At 55.0% G+C, this 17,552-nt stretch carries 15 protein-coding genes and 1 other annotated feature; of the genes, 13 read left to right on the plus strand and 2 right to left on the minus strand.

The window, feature by feature from the left end; genetic code table 11:
• Positions 1–58 precede the first annotated feature (58 nt).
• From ASB66_RS01175 to ASB66_RS01200, 6 genes are all read left to right on the plus strand, one after another.
• Positions 59–658: a nitroreductase family protein gene (locus tag ASB66_RS01175; RefSeq protein WP_081088876.1), complete on the plus strand. Its 600-nt coding sequence runs from the start codon at positions 59–61 to the stop codon at positions 656–658.
• A 113-nt stretch (positions 659–771) separates the two neighbouring features.
• The gene (locus tag ASB66_RS01180; protein WP_060716246.1) at positions 772–1,182 is read left to right on the plus strand and encodes a nuclear transport factor 2 family protein; all 411 of its coding nucleotides are present in this window, start codon (positions 772–774) and stop codon (positions 1,180–1,182) included.
• Between the two features lie 243 nt (positions 1,183–1,425).
• Positions 1,426–1,478, plus strand: a sequence feature (sul1 is cis-regulatory element that is thought to sense ions involved in sulfur or methionine metabolism; They are found in Alphaproteobacteria).
• A 215-nt stretch (positions 1,479–1,693) separates the two neighbouring features.
• Complete coding sequence (locus ASB66_RS01185) at positions 1,694–2,950, plus strand: SAM-dependent methyltransferase (RefSeq protein WP_060716245.1); 1,257 nt, start codon at positions 1,694–1,696, stop codon at positions 2,948–2,950.
• A gap of 94 nt (positions 2,951–3,044) precedes the next feature.
• Positions 3,045–4,535 (plus strand): SulP family inorganic anion transporter, encoded by a 1,491-nt coding sequence (locus ASB66_RS01190; protein ID WP_060716244.1) that lies wholly within the window; start codon positions 3,045–3,047, stop codon positions 4,533–4,535.
• Between the two features lie 11 nt (positions 4,536–4,546).
• Positions 4,547–5,401: a universal stress protein gene (locus ASB66_RS01195; protein ID WP_060716243.1), complete on the plus strand. Its 855-nt coding sequence runs from the start codon at positions 4,547–4,549 to the stop codon at positions 5,399–5,401.
• Between the two features lie 106 nt (positions 5,402–5,507).
• Positions 5,508–6,710, plus strand: coding sequence for an MFS transporter (locus tag ASB66_RS01200; RefSeq protein WP_114386171.1), 1,203 nt, complete (start codon positions 5,508–5,510; stop codon positions 6,708–6,710).
• A gap of 177 nt (positions 6,711–6,887) precedes the next feature.
• Here the strand turns inward: ASB66_RS01200 and ASB66_RS26550 are convergent, their stop codons facing one another.
• Positions 6,888–8,012 carry a tetratricopeptide repeat protein gene (locus ASB66_RS26550; RefSeq protein ID WP_171431104.1) on the minus strand — a complete coding sequence of 375 codons (1,125 nt, stop codon included), beginning with the start codon at positions 8,010–8,012 and terminating at the stop codon, positions 6,888–6,890.
• A gap of 189 nt (positions 8,013–8,201) precedes the next feature.
• On the opposite strand from ASB66_RS26550, the gene ASB66_RS26555 reads away from it, so the two are divergent.
• Entirely contained in the window at positions 8,202–8,588 is a 387-nt protein-coding gene (locus ASB66_RS26555) for a hypothetical protein (protein ID WP_171431102.1), read from the plus strand.
• A 486-nt stretch (positions 8,589–9,074) separates the two neighbouring features.
• Here ASB66_RS26555 and ASB66_RS01210 read toward each other — a convergent pair whose 3' ends face one another.
• Positions 9,075–9,710, minus strand: a complete 636-nt coding sequence (locus ASB66_RS01210) for a TetR/AcrR family transcriptional regulator (RefSeq protein ID WP_233741612.1) — start codon at positions 9,708–9,710, stop codon at positions 9,075–9,077.
• 276 nt (positions 9,711–9,986) lie between these two features.
• On the opposite strand from ASB66_RS01210, the gene ASB66_RS01215 reads away from it, so the two are divergent.
• From ASB66_RS01215 to ASB66_RS01240, 6 genes are all read left to right on the plus strand, one after another.
• Entirely contained in the window at positions 9,987–11,393 is a 1,407-nt protein-coding gene (locus ASB66_RS01215) for an acyl-CoA dehydrogenase family protein (protein ID WP_081088875.1), read from the plus strand.
• Positions 11,394–11,397: 4 nt separating this feature from the next.
• Positions 11,398–11,925, plus strand: coding sequence for a hypothetical protein (locus ASB66_RS01220; RefSeq protein WP_060716238.1), 528 nt, complete (start codon positions 11,398–11,400; stop codon positions 11,923–11,925).
• Positions 11,926–12,394: 469 nt separating this feature from the next.
• Positions 12,395–13,765, plus strand: a complete 1,371-nt coding sequence (locus tag ASB66_RS01225) for an MFS transporter (protein WP_060716237.1) — start codon at positions 12,395–12,397, stop codon at positions 13,763–13,765.
• A gap of 114 nt (positions 13,766–13,879) precedes the next feature.
• On the plus strand, positions 13,880–14,398 hold the full coding sequence (locus ASB66_RS01230; protein ID WP_060716236.1) for a flavin reductase family protein: 519 nt from the start codon (positions 13,880–13,882) through the stop codon (positions 14,396–14,398).
• Positions 14,399–14,440: 42 nt separating this feature from the next.
• Complete coding sequence (locus ASB66_RS01235) at positions 14,441–15,340, plus strand: VOC family protein (protein ID WP_012653509.1); 900 nt, start codon at positions 14,441–14,443, stop codon at positions 15,338–15,340.
• 818 nt (positions 15,341–16,158) lie between these two features.
• Positions 16,159–17,508 carry a carbohydrate porin gene (locus tag ASB66_RS01240; protein WP_060716235.1) on the plus strand — a complete coding sequence of 450 codons (1,350 nt, stop codon included), beginning with the start codon at positions 16,159–16,161 and terminating at the stop codon, positions 17,506–17,508.
• Positions 17,509–17,552 lie beyond the last annotated feature (44 nt).

A 17,552-nucleotide genomic window follows, 5' to 3' on the forward strand; every position in this document is an offset into this window, starting at 1 on the left:
CTGCGCATCGGCTGATCGTGGCGCAGTGCTGTGTCAATAGTCCAAGGAGAATACTCAGGTGTCCATTTCTTCAAATAATCGCTCTTCGGATTACGATATCGATCCGATTTTTCTGGATCGCTGGTCTCCTCGGGCGCTTGATCCCCAGGCAATGTCAGAGGAAGATCTGATGACGATTTTGGAGGCGGCTCGTTGGGCGCCGTCCTCATTCAATGCCCAGCCCTGGAGATTCATTTACGCGCAGCGCGATACGCCGGAATGGCAGAATATTTTCGGTCTGCTCGCGCCGATGAACCAGGCGTGGGCGTCGCGTGCTTCGGTCTTGGTGGTGATTGTTTCCGCAAATACAGCGATCATGCCAATGCAGACTGAGCCGGTCCCCTCTTACAGCCATTCCTTCGACGCTGGCGCTGCCTGGGCCTATCTTGCGCTGCAAGCAACGCGCCTCAGCTGGTATGCTCATGGCATGGCGGGGTTCGACGTTCCACGCAGCTACGAAGTGCTTGGGGTTCCAGACAGCTTTCGGGTTGAAGCCGTCATCGCGATCGGGAGGATCGGCGACAAGAGCTTGTTGCCGCCGCCCCTGCAGGAGCGTGAGCAGCCAAACGGCCGCCGTCCGCTCCAGGAGACGGCGATGAAAGGACGTTTCGTCGGCTGAAAGGCTTGTCTCGCTGTTGAGTGAGATATGCGCAGCAGCACCAGTCTTGGTCAGTTGCTGCGCATTTACATTTTTTACCAATCCACTCTCAAATGACATTGATTGGGTATGCTATGAGCGAAGATCGCGCCGCTGCCAACAAACGCCTGGTGCTTGACTTCTTCCGTTGTGTCTTCGAGGCGCGCAACCCGGATGCCGCGCGCGATTTCGTTACCGAGGACTATATCCAGCACACGGACCAGCTTCCGAGTGGATTAGCCGCTCTGGAAGCGTTTGTTCGCAATATTTTTCCCGACGGCCCGGTGCCGACACCTCCGCAACTGCAACATCCGCCGGAATTTATCATCGCGGAAGGCGACATGGTGGTCCTTTCGGCTGTCATGCCTCAGCCCGATCCAGACCATCCCGGCCAGATGTGTCTGCGGTATGTTTTCAATGCATTCCGCATCTCTGATGGAAAGCTCGCCGAGCATTGGGGAAGCGCCGGTAAGGTGTATCGACCCGGTGAAGACGCCGGCTTGTAGTTTCCCTTCGTTTCCCCGATACACTCGCTCATGTCGAAAGAGTACGTCATTGGGCCTCGGACGATATCGGCGCGGCAAGTGGCCCGCCAGCTTTGAGGATATAGCCAACCTCAAACCATACGATGCGGCATTGTCGCCACCGGAACACTCCGGACGTAATGGTAAATCCCCTGCCAGGCGCGCAAAAAGGCAATAGATATATCTCTTGCAATCGGCAAGATTTTGTAGCAGTAATTCCCCTGCATAGGACTCGCGTTGGCGAGTGGCTTCTCCGGGCGCCTATCCCCCGGCCACAGTTAACTCACGAACGTCATTTGTGGCGTGATGAGCTATCCGTTGATTAAACCCATGAAAATGAAAATTTCTTGATATCGTGTTGAGATCGTAGCCGTCTCTACACAGCGGCTTGGTCATGCCTAACGTTATCAGTCTCCACTGATCAGCCTGTCTATGGGTTTTCAGTTCGATGACGCATGTTTTCAGGGTACGACGACGCATTTCAGGATATTGAATGTCTTCGTTTTTCACTCGTTTCATGTCCCACCACATCAAGGTGGGCAACCTCATTGTCATCACCTGCGATGGTCACCATACGCGTTTTGGAGACGAAAGCGGCAAGCCGATCGTTATCCGTTTCGCAGACCGCGCAACCCAACGGTCCATTATGTTCAATCCCGAGCTTGCGCTTGGCGAGGCATTTATGGATGGCAAGTTGTGCATTGAGCAAGGCACGATCTACGAACTTCTCGAACTGGTGTTTCAGAACACGGGTGTGGATCGCCTGACGGGCGTCGCCCGATTTATGCGCCGGTTCACACGCTTGAAACGGCGTATTCAGCAATATAATTCGGTCGGGCGATCAAAGAGCAATGTGGCGCACCATTACGACCTCGATGGCTCGCTCTATCGGTTGTTTCTCGATTCCGACAGTCAGTATTCCTGTGCTTATTTCGAGGGGCGGTGCAGTTCGCTGGAAGAAGCACAGCTTGCCAAAAAACGGCATCTGGCTGCCAAGCTGCTGATCGAGCCGGAGCATCGTGTTCTCGATATCGGATCGGGATGGGGCGGACTTGGGCTTTATCTGTCGGAGATGACCCAGGCGGACATCACCGGCGTTACGTTGTCGCAACATCAGCATGCAATTTCGAATGGTCGTGCCCAGGACATTGCATCCACCCGTCGGCCTCGATTTTTGCTGCAAGATTATCGGGATATCAAGCAACAATTCGACCGGATCGTTTCCGTCGGCATGTTTGAACATGTCGGGATTGGCCATTTCGATGAATTCTTTGCGAAAATCCGGGCTTTGCTCAAGCCTGACGGGTTGATGCTGCTGCATTCCATCGGCGTATTCGATGGACCCTCTCATACCAATCCCTGGATACAGAAATACATCTTTCCAGGCGGTTATATTCCATCTCTTTCGGAAGTGCTGGCGGCAATCGAACGGCAGGGGCTGGTGGTCTGCGATATCGAGATATTGCGCCTGCACTATGCGGAGACCTTGAAAGCTTGGCGCGAGCGGTTCCTGGCTCGGCGCGACGAAGCTGTGGCTCTTTATGACGAGCGGTTCGCCCGCATGTGGGAATTCTATCTGGCGTCATCGGAGACCGCATTTCGGTATCAGGGAATGATGGTTTTTCAAATTCAGCTGGCGCGCGATCAGTCCGCAGTTCCTCTGCGGCGCGATTATATTCACGCCGCCGAAAGTCGCTTACGGGAGCTGGAGATCTGCAAGCCCGTTCCGCTGAGCCGTGTCGCCGAATAGGCGCGGGCATTTATCCGTTCATCATTACACCTGCAGGGCATTCAGCGCCCTGCTCAAGATTGGCCGAAATATATGGCGGTCAGGAGAAATATCATTGTCTAGCAATAGTTTACATCAAGCTCGAACAGAGTGGTTCGGCAATATCAAAGGCGATGCTCTGGCTGGCGTCGTTGTGGCCCTGGCGCTTATTCCAGAAGCCATCGCTTTTTCCATCATCGCTGGCGTCGACCCCAAGGTTGGCCTTTATGCATCCTTTTCCATTTCGGTGCTGATCGCGTTCGTGGGTGGCAGGCCCGGGATGATCTCTGCCGCGACCGCCGCCACTGCCGTGTTGATGATCACGCTGGCCAAAACCCATGGCGTCGAATATCTGCTGGCCGCCACCATATTGGCCGGCGTCATCCAGATTATTGCCGGTCTGCTGAAACTCGGCCGCCTGATGCGTTTCGTGTCGAAGTCGGTCATGACGGGCTTTGTCAATGCATTGGCAATATTGATCTTTATGGCGCAACTGCCGGAGCTGATCCATGTGCCCGCACTGACCTATGTCCTGGTGGCGGCGGGTTTGGCGATCATATATCTGTTCCCTTATGTGACGAAGGCCATTCCGTCACCTCTCGTCTGTATTGTCGTGTTGACGGCGATTTCGATCTATTTCGGATTGGACATCCGAACTGTCGGCGACATGGGTGAGTTGCCCTCGACATTGCCGGTCCTGCTCCTTCCCAATATCCCCCTCAATATTGAAACGTTTCTGATCATTCTGCCCTATTCCGCAGCAGTCGCCGTTGTTGGCCTGCTTGAAACGCTGATGACAGCTGCGATTGTCGATGAGCTGACCGATACGCCGAGCAACAAAAACCGCGAATGCATCGGCCAGGGCGTTGCCAATACGATAACCGGTTTTTTGGGGGGCATGGCAGGCTGTGCGATGATCGGCCAGTCGATGATCAATGTGAAATCCGGTGGGCGCGGCAGATTGTCGAGTTTGTGCGCCGGTGTTTTCCTGCTGTTCATGATTCTCGTGCTTGGGCAATGGGTGCGTCAAATTCCCATGGCCGCCCTTGTGGCGATCATGATCATGGTTTCTATCGGCACCTTTTCCTGGTCATCGATCCGCAATCTGAAGGATCACCCGCGCTCGTCCTCCTTCGTGATGGTGGCGACGGTGATTGGCGTCGTCGCCACCCATAATCTGGCCGTCGGTGTCCTGGTTGGTGTGCTGTTATCGGCGGTTTTCTTCGCCTGGAAAATCGCCCAGATATTCCAGATAACTTCGATCCTCTCACCGGATGGCAAAACGCGCACTTATAAGGTCGAAGGTCAAATCTTCTTCGCCTCCGTCGAGGATTTCAACCAGGCATTTGAATTCAAGGAAGCGCTGGAGACCGTCATCATCGATGTATCCCACGCCCATATCTGGGACATATCCAGTGTCGCGGCACTGGATATGATCGTGCTGAAATTCCGCAGAGAGGGAGCCGAGGTGTCTATCCTTGGACTGAACCGGGCAAGCGAGACGATCGTTGACAAGCTCGCAATCCACGACAAGCCCGGGGCCATGGAACGCCTTATGGGGCATTAAGGGAGACAATCATGATCAAGATCATAGGACTGATAGACGGTTCGATATATGCCCAGAGCGTCTGCGATCATATCGCATGGATTGCCGGCCGATCCGAGGTGTCCGTGGACATTCTGCACGTCATTGGCCGTCGCGACCTTTCCACGGAGCCGGTCAATCTCAGCGGCAATATCGGTTTGGGCGCTCGAACGGCGCTTCTCAAGGAGCTGGCGGAACTGGACGCACAAAAGGCAAGAACCGCCCAACACCGTGGACGGCTTTTGCTGGAAGAGGCAAAGGCGCGCCTTCAAGCCGTGGGCATTGATAGAGTTAACACCATGTTGCGCAATGGGGATCTGGCTGAAACCCTGCAAGAGTTGGAGGAAAGCGCTGACCTCATCGTGATCGGCAAGCGTGGTGAAGGCGCTGATTTTGCGCAATTGCACCTTGGCTCAAACCTCGAACGGGTGGTCCGCTCCAGTCACAAGATGATCGCCATCGCATCACGTGCCTTCAAGCCGATCCGTAAAGTGCTGATCGCCTATGATGGCGGCGCGATGGCGATGAAAGCGGTTGACTATATATCAGGGAATCCGATGTTTGCCGGGCTCTCTATCAAACTGGTGACGGTGGGGGACGACACGCCGGAAGCCCGCCAAGCCCTTATTGAAGGTAAGCTTAGGTTTATGGATGCGGGCGTGCCGGTTGAGAGCGCCATCTTTGCGGGGCAACCGGATAAGGCGATTTCTGACATTGTCGAGCGTGAGGCATATGACCTGCTCATGATGGGCGCCTATAGCCATTCCAGGCTACGCGCACTTTTCATCGGGTCAACGACAACGGAAATGATCCGGGCCTGCAAAGTGCCTGTGTTGATTTTCCGCTGATCTCGAATCGAACACTCTTTTCTGTGCGTTTTTTAAAACGCACAGCGCTGTCATGTAACATGCAGGAATTCTGGCTTGCGCCATTGTCCTTGTTTGAAAGTCCAGAATGATCAAAAACTATAGGGAATTTTCCAGCCGCAATTGGCAGCATCTGACATTTGGCGCAATGCTTCTGGCCATTTCGAGCTTCGGCCAAACCTATTTCATTTCGATCTCGGGAGCGCATTTTCGCGACGCTTTTCGTTTAAGCGACGGCGGCTTGGGGACTGTCTATGCAATAGGCACGTTTTTAAGCGCCCTGACCCTCACCTGGGCCGGTCGCCTGATCGATTATACAACGGTAAGAGTGTTCAGTTGGGCGGTGGCCGTTCTGCTGGCTTGCGCATGTGGACTGGTGTCGTTCAGCCCCAATATCTATGTGCTCCTGCTTGCGTTCTACCTTCTGCGCCTGGGCGGCCAAGGTCTGATGGTTCATACGGCGCTGACTGCAACAGCCCGCACATTTCCAGCAGATGCGGGTAAAGCGCTCGGCATTATCGCTTTGGGCATGTCTGTCGCGCAGGCTACTTTTCCACTGGCTGGAGTGATGATGAACGACACGTTCGGTTGGCGTGCATCCTGGGCTATCAACGCGTTCTTTGTCATCGCCGGTGTCGGCGTAGCACTCGCGGTCTTGCCAAGGGCGGGCGATCGGCCTTTGCGTCAGCGCAGGCCCAAAGGACAGGCCTCAACCGAGCCCAGGCGGACATCCTTGTTGCTCGACCGACGGTTACTGATGACCCTGCCAGCCGTTCTGGCAAGCCCCTTCATCGTCACGGGCTTCTTCTTCCATCAAGGCCGCCTGGCCGAGCAGAAGCATTGGGACATCACATGGCTCGCTGCCGGATTTGTGGTCTTTGCCATTGTACAGGCGGTCTCCGTCGTGGTGATTGGTCCCGTTATCGACCGTTTTGGCACGAAGCGAATACTGCCTTATTTTCTGTTGCCACAAGCCATCGGAATGCTCGCACTGGGATTGCTTTCATCGCCGTGGGTCGCACTGGTCTATATGGTTCTGATGGGCATATCCTCCGCCTTCGGGTCGACGCTTGCCACCGCGCTTTGGGTCGAGCTTTTTGGAGCCACTGAGTTGGCAAGAGTGCGCTCTGCGGTCGAAGCCGGATCCGTTATAGCAAGCGGTGCTTCACCCGTGATCATGGGATTGCTGATCGACGCCGGCTTTCCTTTGTCTTGGCAGGCGCTGGCCTGCTGTGCATACACAGTGCTCGCGTCTATTATCGCAATCGGCGTGCAGCGCGTGAAAGTCTGACAGAAAGAGATTTTGTATCAAGAGGTTGTGTATCATTGACGTCTGTGTGAGCATGGACCTTGGTGGCATGCGCCAATGAGATGGGCGCAGGACTATTCTCTCGTCGCAGCGTGATTGTGTTCCTGCGGTCGATATGTTCTAGGTTGTTCACACTGCCTTGTCGCCGACATATTGGGCCTAATGTGCCAGCTCCATCTGATGTTGAATTTTAGAAAAGCGGCTGTCATTCCGAATGGGATCGAAAACGGCATTTGCCAGAAATAGCCCTGGTGTGCCTCTTCGTGTCACCGCCAGTTCCAAGGCGCGAATGGCTTCATCACGAGCGCCTAATCCGAGATGGATCATCGCCTCCGCATGCACTGCCTGGCCTCGCAGATTTGGCGACTGCTTTACCCTGGAAAGAAGGCGACCCGCCTCTGATATTTCGCCTGAAAGCCCATAGGCAAGACCTAGCAGCCCACAGGCCGTGGCATCTTCGGTCATGATACGTGACGCAGCGGTAAATTCTTCGATTGCGCTATCAATCTGACCCATGTTGAGCTTGGCTTCTCCATAGGTAAGCCGCAACTTAACAAAGCCAGGTTCGGCCTCAAGTGCGTCGCGTGCGACTTTCGCCGCCTCCCTGAAGCGGCGGGCCGCATTCAGGGTCAGCGCATAGACATTGGCGACCATGGGGGAATAAGGATCGAGATTGATCGCTTCCTCCGCTATTTGCAGCGCAGAAACGATCTGTCCGCTTTGCAGATAGGTCAGTGCAAGCAGTATGTAGGGCGAAGGGTCGAGCGGGGTGATGGCAATGGCCTGACGGCATGCGCGTTCGGTCTGTGGCCAGTCATAGGCGTAGCTTGAAGCCCAACCCAGGATCAGCCAGACGTCGCTGAGATCGCCATTCAGCGACAAAGCGCTGTGGGCAGAAGCTGCCAGCTTGGGCATCACCCTGGATATCGATCCCGGCGCAAGCGATAAAAACTGCCCTAAAGCTCCAATAAGCCTGCGGTGGGACAATTGATCCAAGGGGTCGTCGGAGATGATTTGTTCGTAGCGCAAGACGGCGGCGCGCAGCTCGATCAACCGCTCACGCCGGTTGACGTGGGAACCGCGCAGAAGCTGGTCGAGAAAACGGTTCTCGTTCTCGTCAGAATGGCCTGGTATGTCCACGGCCTGACCCACGATGCTGCGTGAGAGCGAATCTGAAACCATTTCGCCGATAGCATTGGCTATCAAGGTGGGAGAGGGGCTCTCGGACTTTTGTGGGAAGGAAAACGTTTTGCTTCCCTGAACCAATCCATCCAGATCGACCATTGTCGTTACGATCCTGATCCATTGCTCATCTGAGCGAATGGCGCAGCGTAACTCCAGCTCTGATCTACTCGTTCCGCCTGGAAGAACCGGGATTATCGAGGAAAGCTTGAAAAGGCTGCTGGCAATCTCTTGGGGTAGCTGTCGCGCCAGGCGCTGCTCGTTCTCTCCAGCATTGGGTTCGCTATCCAGATGAATGGCAATCCGGCGCGGAAAATCTTTTATGTCCGCCGCGGGCAAGGATGGCTGCGAGGAGAAGATCGGCACGAGGGAGCGGGGCATGAAGGCCACCCTCACGACATCGAAGCGTCCCTCATGTTCGTAATAGCTTTGCAATCTGTTGCGAAGGCGCCAGGCTTCGGTCCGGACACATGTATCGATCCGCGGATCGAAATGCTGATCTTTGCCAAATACGTCCTGAGCGATCGCATGTTCGCCTATAGCATTCGCGCGCCCTGCGAGCGCCTCTTCGACAAGATATTGGAGCAACTGCCGCGAGCGTTTTGCCGTTGCGAATGTATTGCCATTGCAGAGCTGATCCACGGCCTTGCGTATCTGTCCCGGTGTCGGGCTTGCTAATTCTGTGCCTGCCGTGATCGCCCCTGGCGCAGCGTCACGAGATGATACGCAGATGATCGAAGTCGCACTCGTATTCTTTTCCACCCGGTCTCCTCCCCGTGCTTGTATGCGAATATACTGCTCCCAATCATTCGATAGGCTGATTAAACCTCCCACGGCCTTTGATGTCGGATGTTACAGAATTTCTGCGTTTGGTTGAAACGCAGAAATCCTCTAAGTCTTTGTTTTTATAAATTTCTAGATGTAAAATCGCGCGCCACTTTTCCTCGAAATGCTCCAGTGGTCCCACTCCGACATTTGATTCCGTTTGCGGCACACTCCAGATTGCCACAGTTGGCCTGGCAAATGTCAAGTTCATTCGACGAGAACGACATGATCATCATTTTGATAATATAGTTCTTGGCATGTGGAAAGTCCGGTGGGCAGCAAGCACGATTTGTGGATGCCGGTCGATTATTGACGCTGTTAGAAACCCAGGCCCGAATATTATCGTCTGATTGGATAGAGATAGAGCGGGGGTAGGTTTACGACCTTGGTGTCGCTGTCTTTCGGTCCTATGCCATCGAAGAAGATGCGGACGATGAGGCCGATATGGGCTGCGAGTATTTCGTCAGAGGGCCGGAAGTTTGCGACGAGGATATCGAACTGAGTTCCCGGTGCTGTCATGCGCACCAGCAATGTGGCATAGCGTTCAGGATCTTCAACGACATAGCCGCGCGTGGCGGCAACTTTCACGATGAGCGACGCAATGATACGGATCACGTCAGGCATATCTGACTGGACCTGATCAGACATGGCTTGCAACTCGCTGCGTCTGTCGATTTCTGCAATGAGAACCCGGAAATAGGCGGTCAGCTCAGGGGCGGATGCGGCCTTGACGACCTCAAGCAGCACGCTTGTAAGTTGCTCCAGGGGATCTGCGACGGATCGACTTTCCACAACGCTACCGAGGTCCAGCGCGAAATCGGAAGCGGCATGTGTCATGACGGCATGAAATAATTCAAGCTTGTCGGAAAAATGCGCATAGACAGTCGTCTTTGAAACGCCGGCCTTGGCGGCCACCGCATCCATAGAGGTTCTCTCATATCCATTGGCCAAAAGCAGATCGACGGCAGCAGCCATGATCAACTCTCGTTTTGATCTAGAATTCTTGTTTCGTGGATGAGGCATACCTCAGCTCCTATATGAGCGCAGCAGTCCATTCAAGGCCCCAAGGGAGGCATGTCACAGGCGCGTCGCGTGGTCTCTGTCCAAAAAGAGGGGCAATCAAGGGCTTAGTTTCTTAACCTTCCTTCACAAAAGAGCAATCTCCGAGGCTTTGAAAAAAATCAATTGACATAACTGTACTGTACCGTTTAGAACAGTGTCACGTCTTGGAAATATGGAGGTAATTCAAGGATGTCCGCACTTTCTAGTGACTTGTCGCTCATGCCCGGCCTGCCGCCCGCGCCCAGTGGGCAGCCCGCTCCAGGGATGCCACCGATGCCCGGCTTGCCGCCCATGTCTGGCCTTCCCCCAATGCCGCCCGCAGTGCCTTCGGCTCCTGTTGAGTCGAAATGGTTGACCGATAAGGGGCGTGATATCCGCGATAAGGCCAAGGCGCTTATTCCCCTTATTCGGGAGCAGGCGCGCGAAGGCGAGAAGATTGGTGCCTTGACGCCGGATGTTCTCAAGGCGCTCAGCGATATCGGTATCTACAAGATGGCGATGCCTGCTGAATGGGGCGGGTATGCCCTCGGTGCGCGGGATCTGGTCGAGATTATCGCCACGCTGGGTGAGGCGGATGGATCGGCTGGCTGGGCTGGTTTCGTCGCCGTTGGAGTGAAGAACCTGCTGGCCCTTGAAGGCGAGGTTGTTGGAGAGGTTCTTGAAGATACCCGGGGTTGGGCTGGCCCTACCGTTGTCGGCGCGTCCGTTTTTGCGACAAAAGTCGGAGAAGGTCGCAAAGTCGAAGGCGGCTGGATGGTCAAGGGCCGCTGGGCTTTCGGTAGCGGATGCAAGCACGCCAAATGGGCGATGTTGGGCATAGAATATGATCCGAAGGTTGCTGGTGGCACCGGGCGCGGCGTTGTTGTCGTTGACCGTTCGAAATATGAGATCCTCGACGACTGGCACGTCATGGGCTTGTCTGGGAGCGCCAGCAACAGTCTTGCCATCAAGGAAGAAGTCTTTGTGGCCGATCATCGGTTTCTCGATCTGAGCCAATACCCTCTGCGTTTCCAACAGTTGCATACGCGCTACCAGGGCTTTGGCTATCAGCAGCGCGGGCTTGCCAATCTGGCGACCGTGTCCTTGTGTGATATGTCGATTGCGCTCGGTATGGCGCGCGGAGCACTTTCTTGTTTCGCGGAGCAGGCCAAGAAGCGTCCGCCTTTTTCGCTTCCGTATCCGACAATCTCTGACATGGCGTCTGCCCAAGTTGCAGCCGGCAAGGCACTTGCGATGATCAAGGTCGCCCAGGCGACAATCGAGAGCTACGCAGACCAGGTCGATGCCAGGACAGCGGAGGGGCAAGACTTTACCCATGACGAGGACTCCGAGATCAGCTTGACCCTCGCTTACGTTGCAAGCCTTTGCGAAGACGCCATTAACCTGCTGCAGAAGACGCTTGGTTCATCAACGATGTCGCTCAACAACCCTATCCAACGCTTTGTTCGCGACGTTCGTGTTCTGGCATCCCACGGTGCCGTTCGGCTTGATCCGCAAGCGGAGGTCAATGGCCGGCGCCTCCTGGGCATCACACCCTTCCCAATGTTTGCCGGTGCCGTGCCGGAACGCGTTAATCTGGAAGGCAAGGGGTCGTAAGTTCATGAGCGATTTCACGATTATTGATGGTGTCGCCCATATCCACGAGCCTAAGCTTTACGAAACCTGGCTGGACAGGGAGGATTATATTGCGGCCGTGTCGGCATCACCGTCACCGGACGTTGCCGCAAAAAAGCGCCTTCTTGTCGATTTTCAGGTCGACCTTGCAAAAATGGTGCGCGCCAAGAAGGTCGAAGAGAATGTCGTCGAGGTCATGACGAAATATGCCGACAACGACTATATTCAGCATGATCCGAATGCGAACGGTAATGGCCTGGCCAATCTGATCGAGTATTTCAAAAAAGTGCCTGTTGATAGAGGGCCAGCGCCTCCGGTCGTCAGCGTCGTCGTTGAAGGCGAAATGGGATGTGTGATGATGAAGCATCCGATGCCTGATCCCACTGCTCCGGGTAAATTCTACGATTGGTATATTCTCACGGTTTTCCGGGTGCGCAATGGCAAACTGCGTGAGCATTGGAGTGCCTTCCAGAAGATGGCAGCACCGATGATACCGCCAAAGCCGCCACACTAAACTCTGCCCGATTGATTTGAGCCAGACAGCTGTTCGGGCTATTTGTTGGAGATTGCCTTTTAGGGAGGACGGTTGCCAGTTTCTGTTGGCAACCGCTGTTGAGTGTTGCGTGTGATAAGGCACGCAAACTCATTTTAGCACGCATAAGCGCTGCATAATTTGCACCACGGCTTCGGTTCCAGCAATCGTGCAAGGCGCGCTCTAGACTAATAAAATCAGCAGGTTTGCACACTCCCGTGAACACATGTCGCGAGTGTGTCTGATCGAACCCATTTGGCGCTAAGTCCAACACAGCATCCTTCGCCGGTTCGGATGTGCTTGCCGGCTGAGCGGCCTGATGGAGTGGGCGAATAATCTCTTATTGATAGGAAACAGACAGCCGCAATCGTCGACAATAAAACCAGCGCCGAGCCCCGTCTTTGGAGGAGGGATCGCCAGGCGTCTGCATTAAAAAAGGGGCATATGTTCCATGGAACAGGCGCAAATTTCTACTATTTCACCTTTCGAGGGAAATACACTGCGAGCATATTTCAAAAGCTTGGTTGGTGCGCCCAGGAAAGCCAGGATGGCTTTGATTGGATGCCTGATCTTGATGGTTATTAGTCCTGCCGGTCTTTCGGCCATGACGCCTTTTGTGATTGCAGCCTTCTCAGCGGAGACCCATCGCGCTCAGGCCGATGCCCTGCTGATTTTTGTGGCGCTGCCGTTGCTGCTCTCCCCCCTGATCCTGCCGCTCGCCGGCGCATGGGTAGATCGGTGGGGTGCAAGGGCAGTTGCTATTCCCGCAGTCATTTTATATGCGCTGACAACCGCGATGATCCCGCTGGTCAGCGGAACGATCTGGATCTTGACTCCCATGATCATTCTGGCCGCGTTATTCGGCTTCATGTCCAGCCTTGCCGTGATTTTCAAAATCATCACATGCTGGTTTCCGGAGCATCGGGGGATCGGATTTGCACTGGTTGGGGTGCTTTCAAGCTTCGCCAATGCGCTCTTTTCTCCCTTGTTCCAGTGGTTGATTTATGGAGCGACGAACAGTGGTGGATCGGCTTCGGGCCTGCACCAACTGGGCGGCATCGGCTGGAGCGGCTCCTACTTCGTCGTCGCAGCAACCATCGCTGTTCTTGGCATTCCCTCAGCGCTCTTTCTCATCTCGGAACCTGCCAAGCCATCTGCTGCCAAACGCCTTCCCATGCCTGGCTCCAACTTGAATTTGGAGAATGCAGCCGGAATACCTCTCAAGACGGCGATCAGGACCAAGACCTGGATATTCATCACGCTTTTTCTGGCGATCACCGCTGCAGGCCCGATGACTGTCCGACAGAACTCCGTCGATTTCTTTCAGCAGCGTGGCTTTGATCTTAACGACATCGCATTTTCGCAATCTGTTTTGTTCGTGGCTTCGGTCGTCGGTCTTTTTCTCGGCGGCATGATCCTTGATCGCAGTCGTCGTCCTTGGGTGATTGCGCCCCTGCTCGCCATGGTTCCGATTGGCCTGACCATCGCCTATTTCAACCACGGTTCGGTTTTCCTGCTATATGTGGCAATGAGCTCTCTCGGATTTGCGACGGGTGCGGAGTCTGCGCTCGGACCATTCCTGGTTGCCCGTTATTTCGGGCCCAAAGCCTTTGCTCAAATTCAAGGTTTGACGCTGGCAATCTGCTCACTGTCCTTCGGTCTGACGCCATTCCTGACCAGCGCAATGGCGACTGCGGCTGGCAGCTATTTCGTCCCGTTTGCCATTTTGACCGGACTGACAATAGTTGCCGTTGCGCTGGGCGCTCTTTTACCGAACTACCCACCAGAATGGCCAACCGGGGCGGACGTTTCCGGAAAGTAAACCAGCGCCAGGGGGAGGGTTGCGATGATCCGGTATCGCAGAGCAAAAGCCGGATGAGGCCGCTCCCGATACAGCCCTTCCCATGATTGGCGACACAATAACGAGAGGTATCCTATGTTGAACCAAGCACGAGCCTCCGCTGAGCAACTCAGCCCTCACGACCAGGCGGAATTTCGCCGCGCGCTGGGTCACTATCCTACCGGCGTGTGCATTGTGACCGCGCAGCATGACAATAAGCCGATTGGCATGACAATTGGCTCATTCACGTCAGTGTCCCTGGACCCACCGCTTGTTGGCTTCTTGCCGGCGCATAGCTCGCAAACCTGGCCGTTGATCGCGAAAGCTGGCGCATTCTGCGTGAATATCCTGGCCGATGATCAATCCGATCTTCCGGGGCGGTTTGCAAAGCGGGATGCCGATCGCTTTCAGGATATTGCGCACAGCCGTTCCAGCCTTGATCTGCCGGTATTCGACGGTGTTGTCGCCTGGATCGACTGCACCCTGCATAGCGCACATGAGGCGGGAGATCACCTCTTCGTCATGGGCAATGTGCTCACACTGAGTGTGGTCCGGGATCGCCCGCCCTTGTTGTTCTGCCGTGGTGCTTTCGGTGGTTTTGTTGCCGGAACCTGATGTGAAAAGCCTGGCACTTGATGTGAAATAGAAGGAACGAAAATGACCTATTTAATTCGGCAGATGGGACATGTTGTCATCTCTTCGCCTGATCCGCTTGGTGCGGCCAAAGATATTTGTGATGTGGTTGGCCTTCGTATCACGGAGCAGGACGGCGATACGGTCTATCTCTCCAGCAACGACCGCCATCACGAACTCACCTACATCAAGGGCGATGGCAAGGCCGTGGCCTGCGGCCTGGAAGCCGTCAGCGCCGACGCCGTGGACGAGGTCAAGCGTCGTGCCCTGTCGGACGGACTGACTGTCCTTGACGACAAGCCGCTTGGAAAGCATTACGACAAGGCCGTGCGCATCGTTGCCCCAGGGGGGGCGATTTTTGAAGTGCATACGCCGATCGCCCGCAATCAGCCGCGTCGGTATAACTATTCGACGCCCGGTGCCAGACCCCGCCGGATCGAGCACATCAACGCTTTCGCGCCCGATACTCATGCCTTCGGCGAGTTCTGCGCAAAGGTGCTGGGTATGAAGCTCTCGGACATGACGGGCGAGGACGGTTTGCGGTGGTACCGCGCCGAAGACGGTTTCCATCACACGATTGCGATGGGGCCGGGTGAAAGCGGGCTGCACCATTATGCCTTTGACCTTCACTCGCTTGAGGATCTCGCAGCCATTGCCGACAATCTCACCCTCAAGGACCGGGCGATGGTTTGGGGGCCGGGCCGCCATGGGGCCGGAGGCAATATCTTCACATATTACGCCGACCCGCATGGTTGCCTGGTGGAAAATTCCATCGAGCTTGACCGCATCGACAATGACGCGACCTACGAGCCACGGACATGGGATATCTCGGAGGGTCTGGCAGGACGCTGGCTCAATCTCTGGGGCACGCCTCCCACACCCGGCTTCCTGCGTCCCGGCATAGCGTTTGATCCGAAGGTCTGATCGGGCAGCGCGAGGGACGATTGATTGGCAGGCGTGGTCGGGAAAGAAGAGGCCTATACATTTTGCGGTTGCCCGGCTCGGCGATGGATTTTCTTGGGGCTTGTGTTGAGGAACACGGTATTCGAGAGACGACCTATCATCATGCTGTGACTTAGATATTGCTGCTGCCACTGCTGGTCGGGAAACCTCGGGAAGCAGCTTTTGGGTAAACCCTTCCCCGCTATTCGGGGAGGGGTGGCGGATCGACCAGTTCAGCGGTCGATCCGACCGAGGAGAAGCGTGCGCTGGGAGGCCGCACGCTACATTTAAAAGAAGAGGAGGAGGAAGCCTTGAAACAGGCAATGATGACGCGTGCCGTCGCCAATCCTGGGACGAATAGTCACTTCGACAACAATCGCCATGCTGAAGAAATAGGCGGAACCTTGTGTTCAACCGTTATTCGCTACCGCGCTAAAGGCGCCGCGTTTTTGTCAGACGTTCACCGGTCGAAACAGCCGAGGTCATGGCAGCCAAGACCGCCGCGCCGGTGTTGGTCGAAAGGACGGCCAACCTCTCGGCATCCTATGTCTCATCTTTCATAATCAGCGTTGCGAGCATTGTTTAGATGATGTCGATCCCAGCACGTGCGGGCGATCGGCGTCGGATCAGCAGGGCTTTCTTCGCTTCATCAGGACCATACGGGAGGTGGTCCTGATCGACTTGTCAGTCTGCGTCACCGCTTTGCCAAAGGCTTCACCGCAGCACAGTCGCAATGAGGAGCAGTCAATCAAACCAAATGCAACGGAGTGAGCAGGTTCGATTCTTAGGGGAGGATAATAATGCGAATTCTATACATGATCACTATACCGTTGCTGTTTGCAACAGCTGCTCCAGCATTTGCCATCGATCCGGAGATCGGTACGCAAGAACCACCTTTTCTGGATGGTCCGCCACCAGTCTATTCCGGTCCGCTCGCAGAAGCCGGACGGTGGCTTCATGAGAATGGGGTCGATCTTCGAATTGACTATATCAACATCGCTCAGAGCGCACCTGCCTATGGCTTCAAAAAGTTAGGCTATGGGTCGTTCCTCGTCGATCTGACCGGTAATATTACGCCTGATCTCCGGATCAGGCTCACTGAAGCGGTCAATTTGCCAAATAACAATGTCACCGGCAACTTGACAGCCTTTCTTCCGCCGGTGACCGGCACCACTGACACAGCTCTCGCCCGGTTTTCGCTCGAGGCTGATTTTCTGGACGATCGCTTGACCATAGAAGCGGGCCGCATTGGATTGGCACGGGATTTTTCGATCAGGGGCTTTTGCAGCGGCATCAGTTGTATCAACGCGACGCAGGGCAAGAGCCTGAACCTTCCAGACGATGTGCGTTCAGTTTGGGGCGGTCGGGCCGCCTACAAATTGACGGCAAACACGACTTTAGGGTTCGGTTTGATCGAGGATAATCCAGACAACTGGCAGAATGGGGACGGCTGGACTTGGGGATCTGGAGACGCCGAAGGCTATATCGCCGCTGCCAACGTTCGTCATATCGAAACCTTTATGGACAGTGACAAGCCGTTTAAACTTGAAGCTGGAGCCTATTTCCGTTCCACGCCTTATCAGGACACGCTTTACAACAGTGGATGGGGCAACCCGACATATGGCGCCAATACCAAGATCGTCACGCATGACAGTGGAACGACCGCAATGTACGCGCATGCACGCAAGGTGGTTTGGAGCAGGTCTTCGGATAGTTTCAATCCGGAGAACATCGCGTTCTATGGCGGTATCCTGCATTACTTCGGTGAAGGTCACGACTATCCATGGGAAGCCTATGCAGGCGTGGAATATTCAGGGTTTTGGCAAGCCAATCCGCTGGCGGGTGTCGGTGCCTCCGTTCACTATATTCGCATCAGTGAGGAGCGAGCCGAGTACGAACGGAATGCCCGGCGGTTCTTCTCAGGTGTCGACCAGAGGCAGTCACAAGACATGTTTATGTTCGACGTGCATGGAAGCACAGGCATTTTCGGCAATGGCATTCTCGATTTCGGCGCCGCCTATATCATCAATCCGAACTCTGCTTTCGCTGATTTTTCCACCGCAAGACAGAAGGATGGAGTCGTCATTTATGCGGCGCTTGCATTCGACTTGAGTACCGTCCTTGGTCTTTCTCCCCGGAGAGGTCCCTAAGCGAAGTCAGGGAACAGTCTTTAACCTTTTCGCTTGACGAGACT

The sequence above is a fragment of the Gillisella vitis genome (genome assembly GCF_001541345.2).
GTDB classification, from domain to species: domain Bacteria; phylum Pseudomonadota; class Alphaproteobacteria; order Rhizobiales; family Rhizobiaceae; genus Allorhizobium; species Allorhizobium vitis.

Excerpts from the sequence above, each read along its gene's own strand:
- ASB66_RS01180 (WP_060716246.1), top strand. The coding sequence starts at position 772 with ATGAGCGAAGATCGCGCCGCTGCCAACAAACGCCTGGTGCTTGACTTC.
- ASB66_RS01185 (WP_060716245.1), top strand. The coding sequence starts at position 1,694 with ATGTCTTCGTTTTTCACTCGTTTCATGTCCCACCACATCAAGGTGGGC.
- ASB66_RS01195 (WP_060716243.1), top strand. The coding sequence starts at position 4,547 with ATGATCAAGATCATAGGACTGATAGACGGTTCGATATATGCCCAGAGC.
- ASB66_RS01200 (WP_114386171.1), top strand. The coding sequence starts at position 5,508 with ATGATCAAAAACTATAGGGAATTTTCCAGCCGCAATTGGCAGCATCTG.
- ASB66_RS26550 (WP_171431104.1), bottom strand. The coding sequence starts at position 8,012 with ATGGTCGATCTGGATGGATTGGTTCAGGGAAGCAAAACGTTTTCCTTC.
- ASB66_RS26555 (WP_171431102.1), top strand. The coding sequence starts at position 8,202 with ATGAATGGCAATCCGGCGCGGAAAATCTTTTATGTCCGCCGCGGGCAA.
- ASB66_RS01210 (WP_233741612.1), bottom strand. The coding sequence starts at position 9,710 with ATGGCTGCTGCCGTCGATCTGCTTTTGGCCAATGGATATGAGAGAACC.
- ASB66_RS01215 (WP_081088875.1), top strand. The coding sequence starts at position 9,987 with ATGTCCGCACTTTCTAGTGACTTGTCGCTCATGCCCGGCCTGCCGCCC.
- ASB66_RS01220 (WP_060716238.1), top strand. The coding sequence starts at position 11,398 with ATGAGCGATTTCACGATTATTGATGGTGTCGCCCATATCCACGAGCCT.
- ASB66_RS01225 (WP_060716237.1), top strand. The coding sequence starts at position 12,395 with ATGGAACAGGCGCAAATTTCTACTATTTCACCTTTCGAGGGAAATACA.
- ASB66_RS01230 (WP_060716236.1), top strand. The coding sequence starts at position 13,880 with ATGTTGAACCAAGCACGAGCCTCCGCTGAGCAACTCAGCCCTCACGAC.
- ASB66_RS01235 (WP_012653509.1), top strand. The coding sequence starts at position 14,441 with ATGACCTATTTAATTCGGCAGATGGGACATGTTGTCATCTCTTCGCCT.
- ASB66_RS01240 (WP_060716235.1), top strand. The coding sequence starts at position 16,159 with ATGCGAATTCTATACATGATCACTATACCGTTGCTGTTTGCAACAGCT.